Genomic DNA, 22,114 nt, shown 5'->3' with positions numbered 1-22,114 from the left:
ATTTTGCATCGTTGAGCGCGTGACAGGTTTATTTGAGGTGGCAGTAGTTTCATGTTTATTGGTGAGGTGTTAAGTAACTTTTGGTGTCATTAGGGTGTGTTGTTAAGTTTTTTTGTTTCTGCTTCATTGAAACTAATTGAATTTCTTCCTGTTTGAGCTTGCCTGTTTCAAGGCGTAGTTTTCAACTTCCAGGCCAAAACTTTAGATGCCCTGTTGTTTGAGTGTCTGTGCTTATTGGCTGGCCTATTCGTTGATAATTAAATCGAAACAGTAAGACGGGATACGCATGCACGATATTGAGCACCGAAACAAGGATGGTTATGTTGATTTTGTCAGTCTTTTCAAACTGGCGGATCTTGAGCGTGGATTGTCGTCGTATAAAGACAGTCCACACTACGAGGAACTATTGCGTTATTACTTTGCCTGTGTGGGGCTGCTGGAGTCGCCAAGACTGCTCGAGCCGTTAGGTTTATTCAAACACACGCTGACACTGTTGCTGGGCAACAAGCGAGTCAAACGCAATCTTGATTCGCAGACGCCGGGCAATGCTGACGACACCGCGATGCAACTATCGCAGATACATGACGAAGTCGAACGGTATGAGTCGCGTCTTCGGTTCAGTGTCGAGCAGATGAATACAGTGGCGACGGAAGTTCCCAAGGTGTTGCATTTTGTCTGGCTCGGTGGCGGTCTCGGCGCCATTCAGCGCGATTACCTCAACCTATGGAAACAGGTGTTGGCCGAGCATGGCTACACCCTCAATCTCTGGTATGACAGCGATGCGCTGCTGGCATATCAAACCAACAAACTGATTGTTGACGCCGCCAAGGCGCATGCCCTGACGCAGGTCGCAGACAAAAGTATCTCCGAAGATGAGCTGGCAACCCTGTACGAGGAGCGCGCCATTGTTCTGAAACAACAGATGTACGCACACATCAATGCGGCAGTGGCTAACGGTGAATCAGCCGATGAGGCACGGATGGATCTGCTGACTCGGGCCTACGGCCAGGATGCGGCGCAACTGCAAGCGTTGAAGGAAAGCAATCACCGCAGTGTGCAGGACATGAACGGTTTCCAATTGCGCGATCTTGATGCGGCCGAGGTGCCGTTGCAATTACAGGACATCTACGAACAGGAAATGCGATTACGTGGCAATCTGGCGGCGGCGTCCGATGTGGTGCGTGTTGAAGTTCTGTTTGGCGAAGGTGGCCTCTATGCCGATGTGGATAACCTGCCGCCGTTATCGAGAACGCTGGGCGGAGTCGATATCCACGGTTTGGGTTCCGATGCGCATTTGGGGATTTTGCAGTTATTGCTCAATGACAATCCCGAATGGATGCCTGGGCGTCGGGCATCCTCCAGTTACATCGAGACGATTCCCCCTGAGCATTTGCCGGCACTGGAGGCTTTTGTACAAGGCCGGCCGGGCCTGAGTGAGGTATTTCAGCCACCGGCAGATCGGTTGGCCCGACCCTTTATGCTGCGTGCGGCGTCGGAAGGCAGTTCGATAACGAATGCATTTCTGATGGCGCATCCCCGCTCGACGATTCTGCAAACCGTGCTCGAGCGTTTCCGGTTCAACTATGAGGTGATTGATGCTTCGAACCGGTTGGCCGCCCGACGAGGCGTTGCTTTGAGCGATGTTGATGCCATCGCGCCGCTGGTGCAGGAAGTGGTGGAAGGAACGTATGGGCCGCTGATTGAGCTGTCGATGGAAGAGGAAATATTTGCAGGGTTTCTGATCGATGCCATTGCGACCTACTTTCGCGACGGCATTCGGCTTCAGAGCGAAGGGACTATCTATTTGACCGGCCCTGGAGCCGTGCGTGATGGCATGGCCGATTACGCAAGAGCCCACTTTACCCCCTCGGTGGCTGAGGCCGTGCGCAAGGAGGCCGCCATTGCGCGCTACACGTCGGTCAACCGCGCCACCGAAGAAGAACTGGACCATTCCTGGAAGGACAATGAAACCGACCCTGATAAATGGGTCAGTAATGAGCAGAAACGCTGGCAGGAAGGCCAATACAAGACCCGTTACAGCGGCGATATCGCGCAATTGCTCAAAGGCCCGACGATTGAGTTCGAGCAGGGCTGGCCGGTGATCGAAGAGCGGCCGGTGCTGCTGACCCACGTGCTGGAGCGTTTGGTCGAAGGGCTGGGCGAGCCGTTCATGGCGGCGATGAGTCGGGGGCACACTGGCGCTATCCGCTTCGAGGTTCCACTGCCGCTGAGTTTTGATGATCGCCAGGCCATCCGTAATCAGCCCCTCGAATCGCAAGCCCCTGCTTTCCTGAACGATGGGCAAAACCATAACCCGGGTGTCGATGAAGTGCTGAGCGATCTCGCCAATGGCACCCGTCACTTCGTCGAGACGACCCCCTTGCAGAGGTTGTCGCTGGGGGTGTTGTTGGGGATGGACTCACTGCATAACCAACGCTTTGTAGAGTTCACCGGTGAGCTGGACAATCTGGCCAACAGCATGGTCGGGCAGGGCGCTTCAGGCCGTTACGCCGTCATTGAGCGGCAACTGTACAAGCGCGGGGCCTCGGAATTCATAGCCAGTCTGAGCAGTGATTCAGAACCGGCGCCGAGGGCGGCCGGCAGCGCACTTGAACTGAAAAAGGCGGCATTGACGCAGGCGCGGACGGCGGGCCAGTGGGGTCGCCATGTGGCGCAAATCCAGCAAGTGGCCACCCTTGAACATCGCATGCAGATCGTCGAGAAGGTGGGGCAGATACTCGACGAGCTCGAAGCCAGCGGCATCAAACTGGTTCCCCAGGATCTGCTGCTGCGCAGCGGTGGCGAGGCGGTTGGTGGTCGGTGCTTCCCGTTGACCCTGGTGATGAGCGCGGCACTGATGCAGGACGACATGGCCTCTCGGCAGTTGCGTGAACGTTTCTATCTGTCTGCCATCGATCCCGAGCAAGCTGATTCGGCAACCTTCCTGCAATCGCTGGAAGAGCTGCGGGATGTGCAATTGAACGATGTAGGGGCACCGCTTGCCCGCGCGGATCTGGATCAGGTCACTGCCGCTCTCGAGCAACATGAAGGCAGCCGCGCGCTGATGCTTAACTCCGACAATCATTCGATGCTGGTGGCCAAGACCGTAGAGGGCGATCACACCACTTATCATTTTTACGACCCCAACTTCGCGTTGTTCGAATTCGAGCAACCGGCCATGTTCAAGCGGGCGCTGGAATACTTTTTTCTGAAGCAAGGCATGGCACGGCATTACGCAGCCTATGGCTCGCAAGCCCGGCCGGAGTTTGACCTGATTGACCTGCATGGGGAAAAGGTGTCTGCCTTGAAGCTGTCTGCCGGATTTACCGTGGAGCAGCTATTAAAGTCCGAACCGTTGCCGGGAGCACCGCTGCGTCCGATTCGCCAGCGCCTGAACAGTGCCCGTGGGCAATCGCTGGTTAACAATTGGCATCTGGGCAGCAGTTTGCTGGAGCTCGATAGCCACTGGTGGGGACAGCAGATCGCACACGCCAGCGTGGGTTTGCAGGACTTGCATGCGTCGGTAACGCCACTGGTGCCGTTGTTCGAAACGCTGGAAATTACGCCCGAGGGCAAATATCGGGTGAGTCTGATCAATCCGTCGGACCCGGAACACGAGGTCCAGGTGATCAGCGGCGATCACCGTCTGTTGCGGATCAAGAATTGGCTGTCGGAACAGTTTTCGACCCTGGCGCGTAAACCGGTCGAGACGGGCGGTGTCGTGGATCCGACCGAGATCGGCAGTGTTCACACCCTCAACGCAGGGTTCGCCATTCAGGCGTTGATGAACGCGTTGCGTGGACGGGAAGGGGAGGGCCGGACATTGACTACCGCCGTGCGCCTGCACGCTTACGTCAACTATGCCCAGTTGGCGCATGGCACCGTCGTGGATGTGGTTGGCCTGGTGCAGTTGGTTCGCACTGCGTTGAGAGAAGAGAAAATCATCGCTCGTACTTGCGCTCCGGTCGTCGGCGAAGCTTTGGGGCATGCAGCCGGTGAAGGTATCGGCGCCGTATTGGGGCTGGCCAATGTCGGCTTTGATATTTATCAGTTGTCGACGGCGCAAAACGAAGTCGAGAAGGCCCAGTTCGGTACTCAATTGACATTCGATACCGCCAGCCTGGCGCTCACGGCAGGCGGTATCGGTGCAGGACTGGCCGGCGCATCGACCGCCGCTGCGGTGCTCGGTGGCGCCGGGGTGATTCTTGGTGGCCTGGCCATTGGTGTTGCTGCACTGGCTCAAGGGTTTGCCAGCATCTTGCGAGACGCCGAGGAGGTCGGCAAGTTCTTCGACGACATGGATCGGGGGTATCGCTCGCACGGCTACCGGTTCGATCCCACCGTTGGCGCCTGGGTCGTGCGACCAGCGCTGATCGTCCAGCGCATAGATCTGGGGGCCGGCAAGTTGCTGCTCGACAGCCCGAAGCTGTTTCCGCTGCACGACCACTTCGGAGTGCCGGGTTTCGATGTTGATTACGCGCGGGCGATCAATATCCGTCAGGAATTGAACCTGCCCGGTCAAAAAGAGTTTGCACCACCCTCAGGGCAAGCCATTGTGCTGCCATGCACACCGCAAACCTTTTATGGCTATGAGTACAAGGCGCTGCCTTTTGCCTTCGCATTTCACGACCCCGGTTTTGACACGGCCCGGCGCCTTGAAAAAAAGCAAGCGGATGGTCGGCAGCTATTTCTGTTTACGTTCTATTCCTTTCCGTCGCATTACATCCTTCATCGTCTGAATCCGGTGTATCGCGAAACAGTCATCGAGGTGCAACTGGATGCGGTGGATCGTTCACTGGTGGTCCCCGTTTTGCCGGATGCCTGGCACGGCAAGCTGTCGTATGAGCTGACAGGCGCGGGGGGGAGCTGTTCATTGATGCTCAATCCCGGTGCAAGTATCCGCCTTGTCTCTCCAAGCCTGAAGCAATGCCGCTGGGTGTTGCAGGCTAGTTGGGCGAGTGAAAGTGATATCCGCGTCGAGCCTTACGGCGAACTGTACATCGGTACTGTCCATGTGAAAATTTTCGGCAAAGGTCGTCACGAGGTGCTGATTCGGGCGGCGGATCAGCAGTTGTTCCGCGTTAATCTTGGCGAGCGCCGATTGGACATTCTCGAGCAGACCGCGCCTGAAGGACTCGATGAACAGGCATTGCTGGAGCACTACAAAGGCCTCACGCAGGAGCATCGACTGGTATTGCCGTACACGCAGATCCATCGTTATCTGATTCCGTTCGAGGCGCCGGACGAGCCCCGTTACACCAATGCCTGGTATGACAGCGCTGAAGACCGTTTCCTGTATATCCGCAACGAGACCGTCCTTGAGGCCGACGAGGCGCAGCTGTCGATGGTTTTCGATGGTTCTGCTTATTTCTACCAACCGGAGAACTACCAGATCTGGCAAGTCGATGCCGCCACAGGCTTGCTCAAGAATCGTTATCGCTTACTGCTACAGGAAGGCAAGTGCTCCATTCGCAGTATCGAAGCGGATGCTCATGGTGTGATTCATGTCGTGCAGGAGTACGTCGCGGGCAATCAGGCCGCCAGGCAGTACCGTTACCTGATTCACGAAGGGCGACTGCTGTTGAGCTCCGTGACTCACGATATGGCGCGGGAACTGCAGGCGTTGGTGTTTGCCAGCGAAACGCTGGCCGACTGGTCATCGGTGTTTGGCAAGTATGTGTCTTTCGATCCTGTTCCTGAGCGGGACGGATTCACAACGGTCGACTGGCAGCCGGCGCCTTACGTTTCGATCTGTTGGAAGTTTGACCCGGATCGGCGAGACATGGCGTGGGTTCGCAGTCGCGATCAGTTGCTCATTCATCCCCTGCCCCGGCCTCAACACACGCGTGGCTGGGCCGATTCGATCAAGCACCTGAACGATCTGATGCTGTTGCCGATGGCCGACGACAGCGACATATTCTTCATTTACGACCGGCTCGCCCAGACCCTTTGCCGACTGCAACGGACCGTGGCAGAGGGCAAAGGACAATGGGCCCACCAATGGGTGCAGCCCGCCGGGCTCAAGCAGGTCGTGGCCGTCGAGAGCGGCTATGTGGCACTCGATGAGGACGGGCTGTTTTTCAACCTGACCGCGCAAGGCGAGGTGCAGCTGGGCGGCCTGAGCGAGCAGTGGCTCAACGGCCGCGCCCAGTGGTGGCAGGCGCTGGAGCCGATTGCCGAGCGTTACCCGGGCAACAATATTGCCATTGTCGGCCTGCGCAATTTCGCCGATAACGGCAACGTAGGTGCCTGGTATGTGAATAACCGCTTGGTGTTGTGCGATCCGGGACTCGACAAGGAAATTCGCTTGCTTGGCGTTACCCCGGACAATCAGGCGGTCTGGCTGTTCGATCTGTCCAGCGGTGAAATCTGGAATCAGACGTTCATCGACCCGCAGCAACTTGATCAGGCATTCGGCACGGGCTCGCGATTGTTACTGAGCGACAGGTTGCCGGCTCATCAACCAGAGTGGGCGGATTGGCGTTTTGCCGACGTGACCATCGAGGGCGCCGGCTTGCGTGGGACAACCGTTGACGGCGTACTGCTCGAACTCCGCCATCAAGAGGTGGAGATCATCACCGGCGTCAGCCACGACTGGGTGAGCGCCCATGGCGAACACTTGATCGAAAGTCTCCAGGCGTTACTGGAAACGACGGAACATGCCGAATTTATATCTGTGGAGTCCGAACTCGACAGCTTGCAGTGGTATGCCGTCCAAAGCGCCCGGCTGATCCGGATTACCGGTAAAGATCTGCCCGCCGATTATTCGCTGCTGGGCACTCAAGGCCAGGTCAATGTGTTGCTGCATGAGGCCCGGGAAGGGCAGGTGCGTGTGTATCCGGACAGGCGAAGCATCGGGCCGTTCGATTATGTCCAGCGCAACGCCGAAGTGCTGGTTGTCGAAGGAGAAAAGACCTTGGGTGATCTCCTGCCGCTGATTCCCGATGACGTCAATACGTTGATTCTGCGATTGGGGCAGGGCGCCGTGACTTATCACCTGACGAAGGCTGCCTGGCTGAGGCTCGACTCAGTCATCGTCGACTGCCGGCACGCACTGGGTGAAGTGCCGGCCATTCCAGGCAAATTGATCTGGGCCTTCGATGATCCGCAAAGATTGCTGTTCGAGATTGTTCAGGAGCATCTGGTCATCGTTGACCCGGACAGTGAGCACAGTCTGATCTTCCGCGATGTGTGTTCCGCCGACCCGGCATTGCGCGGTGATGTGTTCCTTGCGTTTGAAAAGCTGCAATCACATCCGGTATCGATGTTCGTGGCGCGGTTGCGCGACAGGAAAGGAAAAGCCGGCAGTGCAACGTTGCAGGAGCTGTTGGCGGAGCCGGCAGTCGCAGGTTAAGCGGCGACTGCAGCGGGTCTCATGAAAAAAAGGCCGCGAACGATGCCGTTCGCGGCCTTTGACATGATGGGGGCGGTGTGGCGATCGCCACGTTCACGGGATGACGGAGTTGTGCGCCTCTCAGGGCACCAGATAGCCTTTCACACCGGTGAAGATGATCTGTGCCGCCAGTGCACAGACAAAAAGTCCCATCAAGCGACTGACGATCTGCAGGCCCTGGTCGCCGAGAATCCGCTCGATGCGGTTCGACAAGTAAAGCACCACCCCCACCGTGAAACTGGCCAGGGCAATGCTGAGGATCGCGGTGAGTTTGTCGTCCCAGTGCGGTTGGCTGACACCCATCACCAACAGTGCACCGATGGTGCCCGGGCCGCCGGTCAGGGGGATGGTCAGCGGGACGATGGTCACGTCCTGCTGCACGTTATCGGTCTGCACCACCGACTTGCCCTGGGCCATGCCCAGCGCCGAGATGAATAGCACGCTGCCGGCGCCGATACGAAATGCATCCACGGTAATGCCGAACACGTCAAATATCACCCTCCCGAACAGGTACAGCAAGACGCTGGAAACCAGTGTGGCAATTGCCACTTTCCAGGCCAGGCGACGTTGCTCCTTGCGCGAATAACCGCGGGACAGACTGATGAAGCAGGACAACACGAAGAACGGGCTGTAGAGCACCAGCATCTTCAGGTAAACGCTGAATAACACGTGGAGCATGATGTCGACTCGTGGCAGGAGATTGTTGGAGCGGAGTCTATCAGCCGGTTTAGAAAGTTGTCGGCGGGCGACGGGAGATTGCTCAGAACGTCGAAGCCGTACGATTCTGATGATCGCGCTGGGCAACCCAATGCTCGATCAGGTCGCGCAACTGCGACAGCTCGACCGGTTTGGCCATGTGCCCGTCCATGCCGGCCTGACGCGCACGCTCTTTGTGCTCGGCAAGGATGTGTGCTGTCAATGCCACCACGGGCGTGCGAGTTCGCTGGTTGCCGACTTCCCAGGCACGCAATTGCTGGGTGGCGGAGAAGCCGTCAAGGATTGGCATTTCGCAGTCCATCAGCACCAGGTCGTAACGCTGGGCCTTCATTGCCACCAAGGCTTCTTCGCCATTGCTGGCGGTATCCGGTTGCAGGTTGAGCTTGCCCAGCATGCCGCGGATGACCTTGGTCGAGATGCTGTTGTCTTCAGCCACCAGGATGCGGAAGTCGCTGGGTACCTTGACCGGAAGGGTTGGGCCGGTGGGCAGGTGCTGTGAGGTGGCCGGGCCGTTGTTGCGCTGGTTCAGTTCGTCCGCCAGGGTGGTCTTGAGGGTGTAGCCGGCCACAGGCTTGGCGAGGATGCGCTTGATCCCGGAGTTGCGCGCGATGATCTTGCTCGGCGCGTTGCTGATGCCGGTGAGCATGATCAGCAGAATGTCGTGGTTCAGGCTCGGGTCTTCCTTGATCTTGGCGGCCAGTTGCATGCCGGTCATACCAGGCATGTTCTGGTCCAGCAGGACCACGTCGAAATAATCGCGCAGGTGGGCCTTGGTGCGCAGCAGCGCCAGGGCCTCCTTGCCGGACGGTACGGCGCTGACGTTCAGGCCCCAGGCGCTGCACTGCTGCACCAGCACCTTGCGACAGGTGTCGTTGTCGTCCACGACCAGTACGCGTGCGCCTTGCAACGGACTGTCCAGGTCCGAGGTCGGATGCTCGAGACGGTCCGGGTCCAGTGGCAGGGTCAGCCACAATGTGCTGCCCTGGTTGGCGCCGCTCTTGATGCCGAATTCGCCCTGCATCAAACGAATCAGCTGACGGGCAATCACCAGCCCCAGATTGCCCCCCAGGCTGGTGGCCGAGAGGAAATGCTTGCTGTGCAGCTCGGCGTGCATCAGTGCGTCGCGTTCTTCAGCCTCCATCGGCTGGCCGCTGTCCTGCACGGCGATGCGCAACCGCGGTTTGGCGCTGCGTTCATCCAGGGCGACAACGATCAGAATCTCGCCTTCGTCGGTTTTCTTCAGGGCGTTTTCCAGCAGGCTCAGCAGCGTCTGGCGCAGGCGCGTCGGATCACCGCTGATGACGCGCGGTACCTGTGGCTGGATAAAGCTGATCAGCTCGATGTTCTGTTGTTCGGCCTTGGCGCGGAAGATGCTCAGGCAGTCCTCGATCAGGGCATTGAGGTCGAACTGCACGTCGTCCAACTCGATCTGCCCGGACTCGAGCTTGGAGATGTCGAGAATTTCGTTGATCAGCGTCAGCAGTTCGTTGCCGGCGCTATGGATGGTTTGCACATAGTCGCGCTGCTTGACCGACAGCGGTGTGCCCAGCAGCAGTTCGGTCATGCCCAGCACACCATTCATCGGGGTGCGGATTTCGTGGCTGATTTTCGCCAGGAATTCGGCCTTGGCGTTTATTTCGGCATTGCTGGCAGCCAGGTCGCGACTGACGCTGAAACGGTCTTCGGTGATGCTACGCTGTCGCTCGCCCAGGGCCACACTCATCAACAGGCCACTGATACAGATAAACACCAGCAGGGTGATGATCAGGCCTTGCGGGGCGACAAGGGTGAGCCCCTGCAGCGCCGGCAGGATAATCAACGTGCCAAGGTTGAACACCACCATGGCCGCCACGAACAGGCGAGCCGGGCGATAACCTTTTTGCCAGTGATGGGCGCTGACGAACAACATGCTCAGGCCGGCCAGGGCAACCAGTGCGTACGTGATCAGGTTCAGCGGCAGGGTGTTGACGAACAACAGCAGCAGGCCGCAGGCCACGATGAACAGGATGTCCCCCAGCAGCAGCTTGTTCAGCGGGTGTGGGCCGAGCGGGGCGAAGAAGCGGTAGGCGAACATCAGGCCGCAAGGTGCGGTCAGCAGCAAGGCAAGATAGGCACCGGGTGTTTGTACGACGGACCAGTTCGGCAACCATGGTCGGGCCAGGTTCAGCAGCAGCACCAGGCTGAGCAGCAGCAACCCTTCGCACGCCGCCAGCCAGAGGCTGCTGCGCGAGCGGGTGTAGGTGTAGCGGGTCAGGTTATGCAGGATCAGCATCCCGAGACAGCCAAAGAGCAGACCGTAGATCAACGTCTGGTTCTGAGTGGCTGCACTCATGACCGCCGATTGCAGGGTGATGTAGGGCCGAAACTGGTGTTCGGAGACCAGTCGCATATAGACGTCGAGGGTTTTGTCGCTTTGTGGCAGCGGCAACATGAAGTCGCTGCTGGGCAGGGGGCGCTCAGCCTGAGGCTGCCCGGTGCCGGTATTCAATTGATCGATCAGCTGGTCGCCGTCGAGCACATACAGATTGAGGTGCGACAGGTCGGGTGCGAACACCTTCAGCAACTGTTCGTGTTTGCCGGGTGCCAGCCTGAAACGCAGCCAAAGCGCACCCTCGGGCCCGGCTGCGGTGAGGCGGTCGAGTTCGACGGGGCTGAATTGATTGGTGTAGCGGCCGGAGCGGATGTCGCTCAGCTGCAGATCGCCCTGTTCGTCGAGCAATACCGCCCAGCCACTGCCTTGCGTGGCCTGGGCCGGGAGCATGCAGAGCAAGGTCAGCAGAGTGACGGTGAAGCCTATGGCAATCCTGAGCCAGCGCACGGCGAAATCCCTTCGTAGGTTGATGCCAGAATATAACTATGCGCGGCGCCGGAATAGTCCGGCAAGGGCTGCAAGCCCTTGCCTGGCCGAATGGATGGCTTATTCCTGATTTTCGCCACGCTCGCGGGCAATGGCGCGGTAGCCAATGTCCTTACGATAGAAGCAGCCTTCCCAGTCGATTTTAGCCGCCAGTTTGTAAGCCTGCTGCTGGGCTGCGTCGACGCTGGTGCCCATGGCGGTTGCGCACAGCACCCGACCACCGGCCGTCACCACCTGACCGTCCTTGAGTGCAGTGCCGGCGTGGAAAACTTTGCCTTCCAGTGCCGCGGCTGCATCCAGACCGTTGATGGCCACGCCTTTGGCGTAGTCACCCGGGTAACCGCCAGCGGCCAATACGATGCCGACGCTCGGACGTGGATCCCACTGTGCTTCGACCTTGTCCAGCGCTTGCGCCAGGGCCGCTTCGACCAGCAACACCAGGCTCGACTGCAAGCGCAGCATCACCGGTTGGGTCTCAGGATCGCCGAAACGGCAGTTGAACTCGATAACTTTTGGGTTACCAGCCTTGTCGATCATCAAGCCGGCATAGAGGAAACCGGTGTAGACGTTGCCTTCCTCGGCCATGCCGCGCACGGTTGGCCAGATCACCAGGTCCATGACCCGCTGATGGACTTCGGCGGTGACGACCGGTGCCGGGGAGTAAGCGCCCATGCCGCCGGTGTTCGGACCGGTGTCGCCATCGCCGACGCGTTTGTGGTCCTGGCTGGTGGCCATCGGCAGCACGTTCTTGCCGTCGACCATGACGATGAAGCTGGCTTCTTCGCCGTCAAGGAACTCCTCGATGACCACGCGGGAACCGGCATCGCCAAACGCGTTGCCAGCGAGCATGTCGCGCACCGCGTCTTCAGCTTCAGCCAATGTCATGGCCACGATCACGCCTTTGCCGGCGGCCAGGCCATCGGCCTTGATCACGATCGGTGCGCCTTTTTCACGCAGATAAGCCAGGGCCGGCTCGATCTCGGTGAAGTTCTGGTAGTCGGCGGTCGGGATCTTGTGACGCGCCAGGAAATCCTTGGTAAAGGCTTTCGAACCTTCCAGTTGCGCGGCACCCGCGGTCGGGCCGAAGCAATCCAGGCCACGGGAGCGGAACAGATCGACAACGCCTGCAACCAGCGGCACTTCCGGGCCGACGATGGTGAGGGAAACGTTTTTCTCCGCGAAATCTGCAAGCTGCTCGAGGGCGAGCACGTCGATGGCGACGTTCTCGCACTTGGCTTCAATGGCGGTGCCTGCGTTGCCCGGGGCAACGAACACTTTCTGCACGCGCGGATCCTGAGCCACTTTCCAGGCCAGGGCGTGTTCACGGCCACCGCTGCCAATGATCAAAACATTCATTTCAAAAACCTCGGATGACGCTAATTCTGTTTTAGAACCTAAAGCGCTTCACGCTGTAGGAGGTCGCAATGAAGTCGGTAGATGCAAGGCGGAGTCGACCTCGATGAGCGGAGTTGCCTTTTGGCAATGAGCATCATCGAGGTCGGCTCCAACGCAGCAGATGCCGGCTTCAGTGCGGCCGTTGTCTGATTAGTGACGGAAGTGGCGCATGCCGGTGAACACCATGGCGATGCCGGCCTCGTCTGCAGCAGCAATCACTTCCGCATCACGCATCGAGCCGCCTGGCTGGATCACTGCGGTAATGCCAACCTTGGCTGCGTTGTCCAAGCCGTCGCGGAACGGGAAGAACGCGTCGGAGGCCATCACCGAGCCTGCCACCTGCAAGCCTGCGTGTTCAGCCTTGATCGCGGCGATACGCGCGGAGTTCACGCGGCTCATCTGGCCGGCGCCGACACCAATGGTCTGACGGTTCTTGGCGTAGACGATGGCGTTGGACTTGACGTACTTGGCGACTTTCCAGGCGAAGATCAGGTCGTTGATTTCCTGCTCGGTCGGGGCGCGCTTGGTCACCACTTTCAGGTCTTCGCTGCTGATCATGCCGATGTCGCGGCTCTGTACCAGCAAACCGCCGTTGACGCGTTTGTAGTCCCAGGCCGGAACGCGGTCAGCCGACCACTCGCCGCAGGCCAGCAGGCGTACGTTGGCTTTGGCTGCCACGATGGCGCGGGCTTCTGCGCTGACGGATGGGGCGATGATCACTTCGACGAACTGACGCTCGACGATGGCCTTGGCGGTTTCAGCATCCAGCTCGCGGTTGAACGCGATGATGCCGCCGAACGCCGACTCGGTGTCGGTGGCGTAGGCCAGTTCGTAGGCCTGACGGATGCCGCCTTCGGCGTCCGGGCTCACGGCCACGCCGCACGGGTTGGCGTGCTTGACGATCACGCAGGCCGGCTTGACGAAGCTCTTCACGCATTCCAGCGCGGCGTCGGTGTCGGCCACGTTGTTGTACGACAGCTCTTTGCCCTGCAGTTGGGTCGCGGTGGCGATGCCGACTTCGGCAGGCTTGGCTTCAACGTAGAACGCCGCGCTCTGGTGCGGGTTCTCGCCGTAGCGCATTTCCTGGGCCTTGATGAACTGGCTGTTGAAGGTGCGCGGGAATTCGCTGCGGCCGGAGGTCGAGAGGGTTTCAGCCGCCTGGTTCACGGTGCCCATGTAGTTGGCGATCATGCCGTCGTAGGCAGCGGTGTGTTCGAAGGCCTTGAGCATCAGGTCGAAACGCTGGGCGTAGGTCAGGCCGCCGGCCTTGAGGCTTTCCAGAACGTTGGCGTAATCGCTGGCATTCACCACGATGGCCACGTCTTTGTGGTTTTTTGCCGCTGAACGAACCATGGTCGGGCCGCCGATGTCGATGTTCTCGATAGCAGTCGGCAGGTCGCAGCCTGGCTTGTTGATGGTGGCTTCGAACGGGTACAGGTTGACCGCTACCAGATCGATCGGCTTGATGCCGTGCTCGCTCATGATGGCGTCGTCGATACCGCGACGACCGAGGATCCCGCCGTGGATTTTCGGGTGCAGGGTTTTCACCCGACCGTCCATCATTTCTGCGAAACCGGTGTAATCCGCGACTTCTACTGCGGCAACGCCGTTGTCGCGCAGCAGCTTGAACGTCCCGCCGGTGGAGAGGATCTCGACGCCCAGGGCTTCGAGCTCTTTGGCGAATTCAAGGATCCCGGTCTTGTCGGAAACGCTGATCAAGGCGCGGCGGATCGGCAGGCGGGTGGTCTGGTCGGTCATCTCAATTTCCATCAAAAGCAAAGGAGTCAGCAAAAAAGGCGACCGGTTTTACGCGGGCGCCTTTCTGGTTTGATTGAATGCTTACAGCAAATCGTACTGCTTGAGTTTCTTGCGCAGGGTGCCCCGGTTCAGCCCGAGCAGCTCACTGGCCTTGGTCTGGTTGCCCTTGACGTAGTTCATCACGCATTCGAGCAGGGGAGCCTCGACTTCGGAGAGCACCAGGTTGTACACATCCGTGACGGCAGCGCCCTCAAGGTGGGCGAAATAATTGTGCAGCGCCTTCTCGACACTCCCGCGAAGGGTCTGACCTTCTTCGCTCGGGGTATTGAGGTGCTGTTTCAAATTCACGTTGTCGCTCACGGGTGTTGTTCCACTCACTAAAGTCTCGGTCATCATCGTCATGCGGCCACCCCTTCTCCGTCCCCTGTCAGGCTCTTGTAACGTTCGGCGAAGAAGCCTCGAACGTAGGCGCATTGTGCTTCCGTATCTTCCAAACGATTGAAGTGGGCGCGAAACTCCCTGGCGCCCGGCAAGGTTGCGAGATACCAGCCCACATGCTTGCGAGCTATGCGCACGCCCATGACGTCGCCATAGAAGGCATGCAGCGCGGCCAGATGCTCAAGCAGAATACATTCCACCTCGATCAGTTCCGGTGCCGGGAGTTTTTCGCCGGTACGCAGATAATGGTCGATTTCACGAAAAATCCATGGCTGCCCCTGGGCAGCCCGGCCCACCAACAGGCCATCGGCACCGGTCGCGTCGAGCACGTACCGGGCTTTCTCGGGCGAATCGATATCGCCATTGGCGAAGACCGGAATCGACACCGCCTGCTTGATCGCGGCAATGGTGTCGTACTCAGCTTCCCCGGTGTACAGGTCGGCACGCGTGCGGCCATGTACGGCCAACGCCGTGATGCCTGCCTGTTCGGCGATCTTCGCCACCGTCAGACCGTTCTTGTTCGCCCGGTCCCAGCCGGTGCGGATCTTCAGGGTGACCGGTACATCGACCGCAGCCACCACGGCCTGCAGGATCTCGGTCACCAATGCTTCATCTTTCAACAGTGCGGAGCCGGCGGCCTTGTTGCAGACCTTCTTCGCCGGACAGCCCATGTTGATGTCAATAATCTGCGCGCCCAGTTCGACGTTGGCTCGGGCCGCATCCGCCAGCATCTGCGCATCTCCGCCGGCGATCTGTACCGAGCGGGGCTCGGGATCACCTTCGTGGATCATGCGCATCCGTGATTTGCGGGTGTTCCACAAGCTCATGTCGCTGGTGACCATTTCCGAGACTACAAGTCCTGCGCCCAATCGTTTGCACAGCTGACGAAAGGGCTGGTCGGTGACGCCCGCCATGGGGGCGAGGATCAAGCCGTTGTGCAATGTATATGGACCGATGCGTACCGCCGACATAGGACTTCCCTGTTGTGGGGCCGGATCATGAGAGTTCGAAAAAGGGTTGGCATGATACCCGCTCTCGATGACTGGATAAAGGCTGAATTGAACAAAATCTGAACAGTTATTCTGTTATCGCCAACGGTTTGGTTTGAATGGTCAAAGTCAGAAATCTGCCGCCAAGCCTGTAACGGTGTGCCGTTTCACTCGGGCGAGTGGAAGCTCAGGCTGTAGTTCACCGCTTTGGGGCCTGGGTCGAGAATGTCCAGCGCGATGTGGATCGGCGTTTGCGGCGGCATTTCGGCCAGGCCTTCGAGATCGCCGTTGAGGTACTCGCCGGGTTTGAAGCGACGGCTGGCGATCAGGTGGCCGTTGAGGTCGGCAAAACGCAGCTCCAGCAGCGGGAACGGCTGGGAGAAGGGCGCACGGTTATAAATGATGGCATCGACCACCAGCGCCCCGTTGAAGTCCGGGTGGCTGCGGACCACCAGATTGCTGCTTTTGACTTTCGCGATGTCGACCTTGGACGGCACTGTGCAGCCGATGTGCGGGCACAGTTGCTGGAACCACGGACGATATTGGTCCTGGCGCGCCAGTTCGTCGAAGTGGTAGGCGACGTATTGGCCAACGAGGCCGGCGGCGCCGAGCAGGATCAGCAGCAGCCAGAAAAAGCGCCGACCCCAGGGGGAGCGGCGTTTTTGCCAATCCAGTTGCAACGGGTCGTCGGTCAGGTCCTGTAGCACTTCAGCGCGCAGGGCCGGATCGCTGCGTTCGCGTCGCTTGCGCAGGGGCTCGACGGAGGGCAGGTCATCGTCGATCTCATCGTCATCGGTTTTCGCCGACAGGCTGCCAAAAGGGATCGGGGCGTCAAGCGGGTCGTGCAGGCGCAGCTGCTGTATCTCGGGCTCATCGTCCAGCGGCACGGGCTCCATGGACAGCGAAGGCTCGGTGCGCGAGTGTTTGCTTGGCTCGATCGTCGGTTCGACCATCGGTGCTGGCGTCTGCGCGTCGGCGGCTTGCGCACGATCGGCGGCCGACTCACTGAAGAGGCTGTCGGGCCAAGGGGCTTCGTCGTGTTCGGTGTTGTCGCGACGAGCGCTGAGGCTGTCTTCGCGGGAGCGACCGAACTCCGTCGTCGGCTGGATTTCCCGCTGTTCGAGCCGGGCGAGTTCTTCATCCAGGTCCAGGCTGTCCAGGTCCATTTCGGCCGCGGTCCATTGCTTTTGGCTGATGGCCCGCTGCACGGGCGGTTCTACGGACGCCGATGCAACCGGTTTTACCGCTTCCTTGCCGGCACGTTGCTCAAGCAGCTGCCTGGCGGCGTTGAATACCTGCAAGCACGAGCCGCAACGAACCACCCCACGGGCCACGCTCAACTGAGCATGGCTGACGCGGAAGCTGGTTTGGCAATGCGGGCACTGGGTGACGAAGCTATCGGTCATGCGGCAATCCGGTTTATGCAGGCGCTCATTCTAGCGCCGACGGCCAGTGATGCGTACCCAGCCGTCGCGATTGGCGATCGGGTCCAGATCGAAGTCGCGAGCGTAGGCGGCGGCGACTTCTTCACCCTGTTCGGCGAGGATGCCCGACAGCGCCAGGCGACCGCCGGGCTTGACCAGGCTGGACAGTTGCGGCGCCAGGGACACCAGCGGGCCGGCAAGAATGTTGGCCACCAGCACGTCGGCTTGAACCTGCGGTAAATCTTCCGGCAGATAGAGCGGGAACAGCTCGTCGGCGATGTTGTTGCGTCCGGCGTTGTCGCGGGAGGCCTCCAGGGCTTGCACATCGATATCGGTGCCGACGGCTTGTTTGGCGCCCAGCAACAAGGCGGCAATCGCCAGAATCCCCGAGCCGCAGCCGAAATCCAGCACGTTGCAGTCTTTCAGGTCCTGGCCATCGAGCCATTCCAGGCACAGCGCGGTGGTCGGGTGAGTGCCGGTGCCGAACGCCAGGCCCGGGTCCAGCAGCAGGTTCACCGCGTCAGGCTCAGGGGCGGCGTGCCAGCTCGGGACAATCCACAGGCGCTGGCCGAAGCGCATCGGCTGGAAGCCATCCATCCAGCTGCGTTCCCAGTCCTGGTCTTCGATCACTTCGCTGTGATGCTCGGGTAGCGGGCTGCCGGTCAGCAACTCCAGGTGGGCCAGCACGCTGGCGGCGTCGGTGCCGCCTTCGAACAAGGCCAGCAGGTGTGTGTGCGACCACAGCGGGGTGGTGTTGAGTTCCGGCTCGAAGATCGGTTGATCTTCGGCGTCCATGAAGGTCACCGACACGGCGCCCACTTCAAGGAAAGCGTCTTCGTAGGTTTCGGCTTGTTCTGGGCTGATGGCGAGACGGACTTGCAGCCAAGGCATGGCGGGCACCTTTGAAAAATATAGATTGCAGCCTAGCGGGCTGCGAGAAGCGCGCAAGTTTACGCGAGCGCGAGGCAGAAGACGACAAGGTCGACACTGCGTGTTCTGTTGTAGGGGCGCAGAAACAACAAAGCCGCTCGAAAGCGGCCTTGTTGGTCTGGATCACATCTTAATGCGGATTCCTTGCATTTTTGGTGGTGAGCCATTGCAGGCCTTTGTTTGTCAGGCGGTAGCGTTGCAGGCGGCTGTTAGGTCGTTCGGGCAGCGTCATTTCAAGAACCCCGGCAGCAATGGCAGGCAATACGTAAGCCTTGCGAAAGTGGTCGGCGTTTTTCAGGTTCATCGCGGTTTGAAGTTCTAGCCTGCTCATATCGCCATCGATGACATTCAGCAACGCAGCGACTTCCATGGTGACTTCCATGGTGACTTCCATGGTGGTCTCCCCGGTCGCTGCTCCTTTGCTCTGTGACAGAGGGTGTGCGGGCAGTCGAACGACGTAAGCAATCCGGTCATCGTCAGTTTCAAACAGCGGTGCAGGTGAACCATTGGTGGCCATGACTTTGAGAATTTTGGGGATTCCTGTCGAGCGTCCTTCCGTCAGGTCCAGCTCTTTCAAAAACTCGCCAATTCGCCGGTTGCGGTAACGACGGCTAACGGCTCGACCGGCTCGCAAATCTTCCAGGCGAATTGAGCGGTCAGGTCCTGGAAAGCTCAAAATCACCAATTCTTCCTGGCTGATGCGGACCTCTATCGGTTCGCGTTCCTCGTAGGAGCGGTGATATACGGCGTTGACCAGCGCCTCTTCAATCGCCGTGAAAGGGAAATTCCAGACCCGTGTGGCTTCGGCACGGTCTGGGTGTTTGATCACCGTTTCATGCAAGAAATTGCGCTGAATATAGGCCAGTGCCTCGCGGGTCATGTTTGCCAGCGGGCCTTTGAAAATCTTTTCGTCAAAACGGTCGCCGCCAGCACCTTCGGGAAACCACAGAACATCAATCTGTGTCCCCGGAAAGAATCGATCGGGTGTAGCGCTGAAAAACATCAGGCCAACATTCTTGGGCCACGGCGACTCGGTCGGGCCACCCACGACGTTCATTTGTCGGCCCAGTGTCTCGGTAGGCATGCTGTCTGCGTCGTAGGCGAGGCCGCTGCCAACCTCCTGCAGGAAGCTTTGCATCAGGGGTTTGGATAGATCGCTGACGCTAGCGGCCAGGTTGAAGCGATCATCGAAGGGGACCTTGGCGGCAAGACTCAAGAGTTCCTGCTCGGTTTCCCCCTTGGCTTCCACCGTACTGCTGTAGCGACGGATGTAGTAATGCAAACTCCTGTGCTTGGAGGTCACCGCTGCCGGGGCTTTATACGGGCGATTTTGCCCGCCCGGTGCCCACAGTACTATCAGCTTGCGACCTTCAACCTCTTCCATGCTCAACACGGGAAAGTAGGCTGGCTGAATGGATTGGCAAGCGGCCAGCAGTTCGAGCTGGATTTTATCGAGATCCTGATCGGCAAGGCCCAGGGGAGGAAAGACCGGCTGACCATTGGCATCGCAATCCTGCCCAATTACCACATAACCACCGCCCAGGTTTTCAAAGTCGTTGGCGAAGGCGCAGAGCGTGCGAATGATCGGATCAGGATTCCAACCCGTTTTATATTCAATTTGCTCGCCCTCGACTGTCCGCTGGCGTAGCAGGTCGTTCAGGTTGATCGGCAGTTTTTCAGGCATGGGCGGGCTCTGGTTTGTCAGCGTTGCGCTGAATAAGGGGCGATTATAGCCAGCCCGAACAGGCTGGCACCTGTCAGTTATGTCCTATAGGGATGGATGAAACCTTCAGAAACAACAAAGCCGCTCGAAAGCGGCCTTGTCATGTTCCGGCTGAAGCTTAGTGCTTCTCGCCGGCCAGCTTGTGCTCGAGGTAGTGAATGTTCACCCCCCCTTTGCAGAAGCCTTCGTCACGGGTCAGATCACGGTGCAGCGGGATGTTGGTCTTGATCCCGTCGACAACGATCTCGTCCAGCGCATTACGCATGCGCGCCATGGCTTCGTCACGGGTTGCGCCGTAGGTGATCAGCTTGCCGATCAACGAGTCGTAGTTCGGCGGAACGGCATAGCCACTGTACAGGTGCGAATCGACGCGAACGCCGTTGCCGCCTGGGGCGTGGAAATGCTTGACCGTGCCTGGGCTTGGCATGAACGTTTTCGGGTCTTCGGCGTTGATCCGGCATTCCAGCGCGTGACCGCGGATGACCACGTCATCCTGGGTGAACGACAGCTTGTTGCCGGCGGCGATGCTGAGCATCTCCTTGACGATGTCAATGCCGGTGACCATTTCCGATACCGGGTGCTCTACCTGGACACGAGTGTTCATCTCGATGAAGTAGAAGCGGCCATTCTCGTACAGGAACTCGAAAGTGCCGGCGCCACGGTAGCCGATGTCGATGCAAGCCTTGACGCAGCGGGCGAGGACTTCCTCGCGCGCGTTCTCGTCGATGCCCGGTGCCGGCGCTTCTTCGAGAACCTTCTGGTGACGACGTTGCAGCGAGCAGTCGCGGTCGCCCAGATGGATGGCGTGGCCCTGACCGTCGGAAAGTACCTGAACTTCCACGTGACGTGGGTTGGTCAGGAATTTTTCCAGATAGACCATCGGGTTGCCGAACGCTGCGCCCGCTTCGGAGCGGGTCAGTTTCGCCGAGGAGATCAGGTCTTCTTCTTTGTGCACCACGCGCATGCCGCGACCACCACCGCCACCAGCGGCTTTGATGATCACCGGATAACCGACTTCGCGACCAATGCGCAGAGCGGTTTCTTCGTCTTCAGGCAGCGGGCCGTCGGAGCCCGGAACGGTTGGAACGCCAGCGGCGATCATGGCGTGCTTGGCCGATACCTTGTCGCCCATCAGGCGGATGGTTTCGGCTTTCGGGCCAATGAACGCGAAACCGGAGTTCTCGACCTGTTCGGCAAAGTCGGCGTTTTCCGCAAGGAAACCGTAGCCTGGGTGAATGGCGGTGGCGCCGGTCACTTCAGCGGCGGCGATGATGGCCGGAATGTGCAGGTAGGAGTGCGCAGCGGAGGCCGGACCGATGCAGACGGATTCGTCTGCCAGGCCCAGGTGCATCAGCTCTTTGTCGGCCTTGGAGTAAACGGCGACGGTCTTGATGCCCATTTCCTTGCAGGCACGCAGAATCCGCAGGGCGATCTCACCGCGGTTGGCGATCAGAACTTTTTCCAACTTCGCAGTCATCAAAGGCTCTCCGCGATTCAAACGATGGTGAACAGCGGTTGGTCGAACTCAACCGGCTGGCCGTCTTCGACGAGGATGGATTCGATCACACCGCTGTGGTCAGCCTCGATGTGGTTCATCATCTTCATGGCTTCGACGATGCACAGGGTGTCGCCTTTCTTCACGGTCTGGCCGACTTCAACGAAGGACGGCGAGGACGGCGAGGATTTGCGATAGAACGTGCCGACCATCGGCGAGCGGGCAACATTGCCGTTCAGCGTAGGCGCAGCTGGAGCCGCAGGTGCAGCGGCAGCAACCGGAGCGGCGGCAGCAACTGGCGCCGGTGCCGGTGCATGCATCGGAGCCGGTGCGTAGTACTGCTGAGCCGGCGTCTTGCTGTGACGGCTGATGCGTACGGACTCTTCGCCTTCCTTGATCTCAAGCTCGTCGATGCCGGACTCTTCCAGCAATTCGATCAGTTTCTTAACTTTACGGATATCCATGAATCATCAACTCCCAAGGGTCGGTCAGGGGCGTTTAACGCTTGTTGTTCAAGCCGTTGCCTGTCTTTCAAGCTGCTCTAGTGCGGCCTCCAGGGCCAGTCGATAACCGCTGGCGCCAAGGCCGCAGATCACTCCCACCGCAACATCGGAGAAGTAAGAGTGATGGCGGAAAGGTTCGCGTTTGTGCACGTTAGACAAATGCACTTCGATGAATGGGATGCTCACCGCCAGCAGCGCGTCACGTAATGCGACACTTGTATGCGTAAAAGCTGCTGGATTGATCAGAATGAAGTCCACACCTTCGCCGCGAGCAGCGTGGATGCGGTCAATCAATTCGTACTCGGCGTTGCTTTGCAGGTAAAGCAAATGGTGGCCGGCATTGCGCGCCCGCTGTTCCAGGTCCTGGTTGATTTGTGCCAGGGTGGTTGCACCATAGACGCCCGGTTCCCGGGTGCCGAGCAGGTTCAGGTTAGGGCCGTGCAAAACCAATAGGGTCGCCATCTGCTGCTCCTTTGTGATCCGTGTGCAATT

General features: G+C 59.2%; 13 protein-coding genes. 1 reads left to right on the top strand and 12 read right to left on the bottom strand.

Features of this window, described 5'->3' with window-relative positions:
• The first annotated feature begins 286 nt into the window (after positions 1–286).
• On the top strand, positions 287–7,354 hold the full coding sequence (locus tag AC1D2Q_RS09390) for a TcdA/TcdB pore-forming domain-containing protein (protein WP_477813006.1): 7,068 nt from the start codon (positions 287–289) through the stop codon (positions 7,352–7,354).
• A 120-nt stretch (positions 7,355–7,474) separates the two neighbouring features.
• Here the strand turns inward: AC1D2Q_RS09390 and AC1D2Q_RS09385 are convergent, their stop codons facing one another.
• The 12 genes from AC1D2Q_RS09385 to aroQ form a co-directional block, all read right to left on the bottom strand.
• Positions 7,475–8,071: a MarC family protein gene (locus tag AC1D2Q_RS09385; protein ID WP_477813005.1), complete on the bottom strand. Its 597-nt coding sequence runs from the start codon at positions 8,069–8,071 to the stop codon at positions 7,475–7,477.
• A gap of 82 nt (positions 8,072–8,153) precedes the next feature.
• Positions 8,154–10,928 (bottom strand): hybrid sensor histidine kinase/response regulator, encoded by a 2,775-nt coding sequence (locus tag AC1D2Q_RS09380; protein WP_477813004.1) that lies wholly within the window; start codon positions 10,926–10,928, stop codon positions 8,154–8,156.
• Positions 10,929–11,027: 99 nt separating this feature from the next.
• Positions 11,028–12,323, bottom strand: coding sequence for a phosphoribosylamine--glycine ligase (purD, locus tag AC1D2Q_RS09375; protein ID WP_007937200.1), 1,296 nt, complete (start codon positions 12,321–12,323; stop codon positions 11,028–11,030).
• Positions 12,324–12,512: 189 nt separating this feature from the next.
• A complete protein-coding gene (gene purH / locus AC1D2Q_RS09370) occupies positions 12,513–14,120 on the bottom strand; it encodes a bifunctional phosphoribosylaminoimidazolecarboxamide formyltransferase/IMP cyclohydrolase (protein ID WP_477813003.1) in 1,608 nt (535 codons plus the stop codon).
• An 81-nt stretch (positions 14,121–14,201) separates the two neighbouring features.
• A complete protein-coding gene (gene fis / locus AC1D2Q_RS09365; protein ID WP_007907419.1) occupies positions 14,202–14,522 on the bottom strand; it encodes a DNA-binding transcriptional regulator Fis in 321 nt (106 codons plus the stop codon).
• Entirely contained in the window at positions 14,519–15,529 is a 1,011-nt protein-coding gene (gene dusB / locus AC1D2Q_RS09360; RefSeq protein WP_018928425.1) for a tRNA dihydrouridine synthase DusB, read from the bottom strand. The genes fis and dusB overlap by 4 nt, the downstream gene beginning before the upstream one ends.
• A 185-nt stretch (positions 15,530–15,714) precedes the next feature.
• Entirely contained in the window at positions 15,715–16,953 is a 1,239-nt protein-coding gene (locus AC1D2Q_RS09355) for a DUF3426 domain-containing protein (protein ID WP_477813002.1), read from the bottom strand.
• A 30-nt stretch (positions 16,954–16,983) separates the two neighbouring features.
• Positions 16,984–17,862, bottom strand: a complete 879-nt coding sequence (prmA, locus tag AC1D2Q_RS09350) for a 50S ribosomal protein L11 methyltransferase (protein WP_019582270.1) — start codon at positions 17,860–17,862, stop codon at positions 16,984–16,986.
• A gap of 169 nt (positions 17,863–18,031) precedes the next feature.
• A complete protein-coding gene (locus AC1D2Q_RS09345) occupies positions 18,032–19,585 on the bottom strand; it encodes a Fic family protein (protein WP_477813001.1) in 1,554 nt (517 codons plus the stop codon).
• A 157-nt stretch (positions 19,586–19,742) separates the two neighbouring features.
• Positions 19,743–21,101 (bottom strand): acetyl-CoA carboxylase biotin carboxylase subunit, encoded by a 1,359-nt coding sequence (gene accC / locus AC1D2Q_RS09340; protein ID WP_096513612.1) that lies wholly within the window; start codon positions 21,099–21,101, stop codon positions 19,743–19,745.
• Between the two features lie 17 nt (positions 21,102–21,118).
• Complete coding sequence (gene accB, locus AC1D2Q_RS09335; RefSeq protein ID WP_111455267.1) at positions 21,119–21,583, bottom strand: acetyl-CoA carboxylase biotin carboxyl carrier protein; 465 nt, start codon at positions 21,581–21,583, stop codon at positions 21,119–21,121.
• Positions 21,584–21,631: 48 nt separating this feature from the next.
• A complete protein-coding gene (aroQ, locus tag AC1D2Q_RS09330) occupies positions 21,632–22,084 on the bottom strand; it encodes a type II 3-dehydroquinate dehydratase (RefSeq protein ID WP_007937215.1) in 453 nt (150 codons plus the stop codon).
• Between the last annotated feature and the right edge of the window lie 30 nt (positions 22,085–22,114).

The sequence above is a fragment of the Pseudomonas sp. P1_A1 genome, from assembly GCF_056406935.1.
The sequence above is the reverse complement of the archived record's forward strand: the minus strand, read 5'-3'. Positions and strand labels throughout refer to the sequence as shown.

What these genes read in the sequence shown, in the direction of transcription:
- AC1D2Q_RS09390 (WP_477813006.1), top strand. Translation starts at nt 287, where the DNA reads ATGCACGATATTGAGCACCGAAACAAGGATGGTTATGTTGATTTTGTC.
- AC1D2Q_RS09355 (WP_477813002.1), bottom strand. Translation starts at nt 16,953, where the DNA reads ATGACCGATAGCTTCGTCACCCAGTGCCCGCATTGCCAAACCAGCTTC.
- AC1D2Q_RS09345 (WP_477813001.1), bottom strand. Translation starts at nt 19,585, where the DNA reads ATGCCTGAAAAACTGCCGATCAACCTGAACGACCTGCTACGCCAGCGG.
- AC1D2Q_RS09385 (WP_477813005.1), bottom strand. Translation starts at nt 8,071, where the DNA reads ATGCTCCACGTGTTATTCAGCGTTTACCTGAAGATGCTGGTGCTCTAC.
- purD (WP_007937200.1), bottom strand. Translation starts at nt 12,323, where the DNA reads ATGAATGTTTTGATCATTGGCAGCGGTGGCCGTGAACACGCCCTGGCC.
- purH (WP_477813003.1), bottom strand. Translation starts at nt 14,120, where the DNA reads ATGACCGACCAGACCACCCGCCTGCCGATCCGCCGCGCCTTGATCAGC.
- accC (WP_096513612.1), bottom strand. Translation starts at nt 21,101, where the DNA reads ATGACTGCGAAGTTGGAAAAAGTTCTGATCGCCAACCGCGGTGAGATC.
- prmA (WP_019582270.1), bottom strand. Translation starts at nt 17,862, where the DNA reads ATGCCTTGGCTGCAAGTCCGTCTCGCCATCAGCCCAGAACAAGCCGAA.
- fis (WP_007907419.1), bottom strand. Translation starts at nt 14,522, where the DNA reads ATGACGATGATGACCGAGACTTTAGTGAGTGGAACAACACCCGTGAGC.
- aroQ (WP_007937215.1), bottom strand. Translation starts at nt 22,084, where the DNA reads ATGGCGACCCTATTGGTTTTGCACGGCCCTAACCTGAACCTGCTCGGC.
- accB (WP_111455267.1), bottom strand. Translation starts at nt 21,583, where the DNA reads ATGGATATCCGTAAAGTTAAGAAACTGATCGAATTGCTGGAAGAGTCC.
- dusB (WP_018928425.1), bottom strand. Translation starts at nt 15,529, where the DNA reads ATGTCGGCGGTACGCATCGGTCCATATACATTGCACAACGGCTTGATC.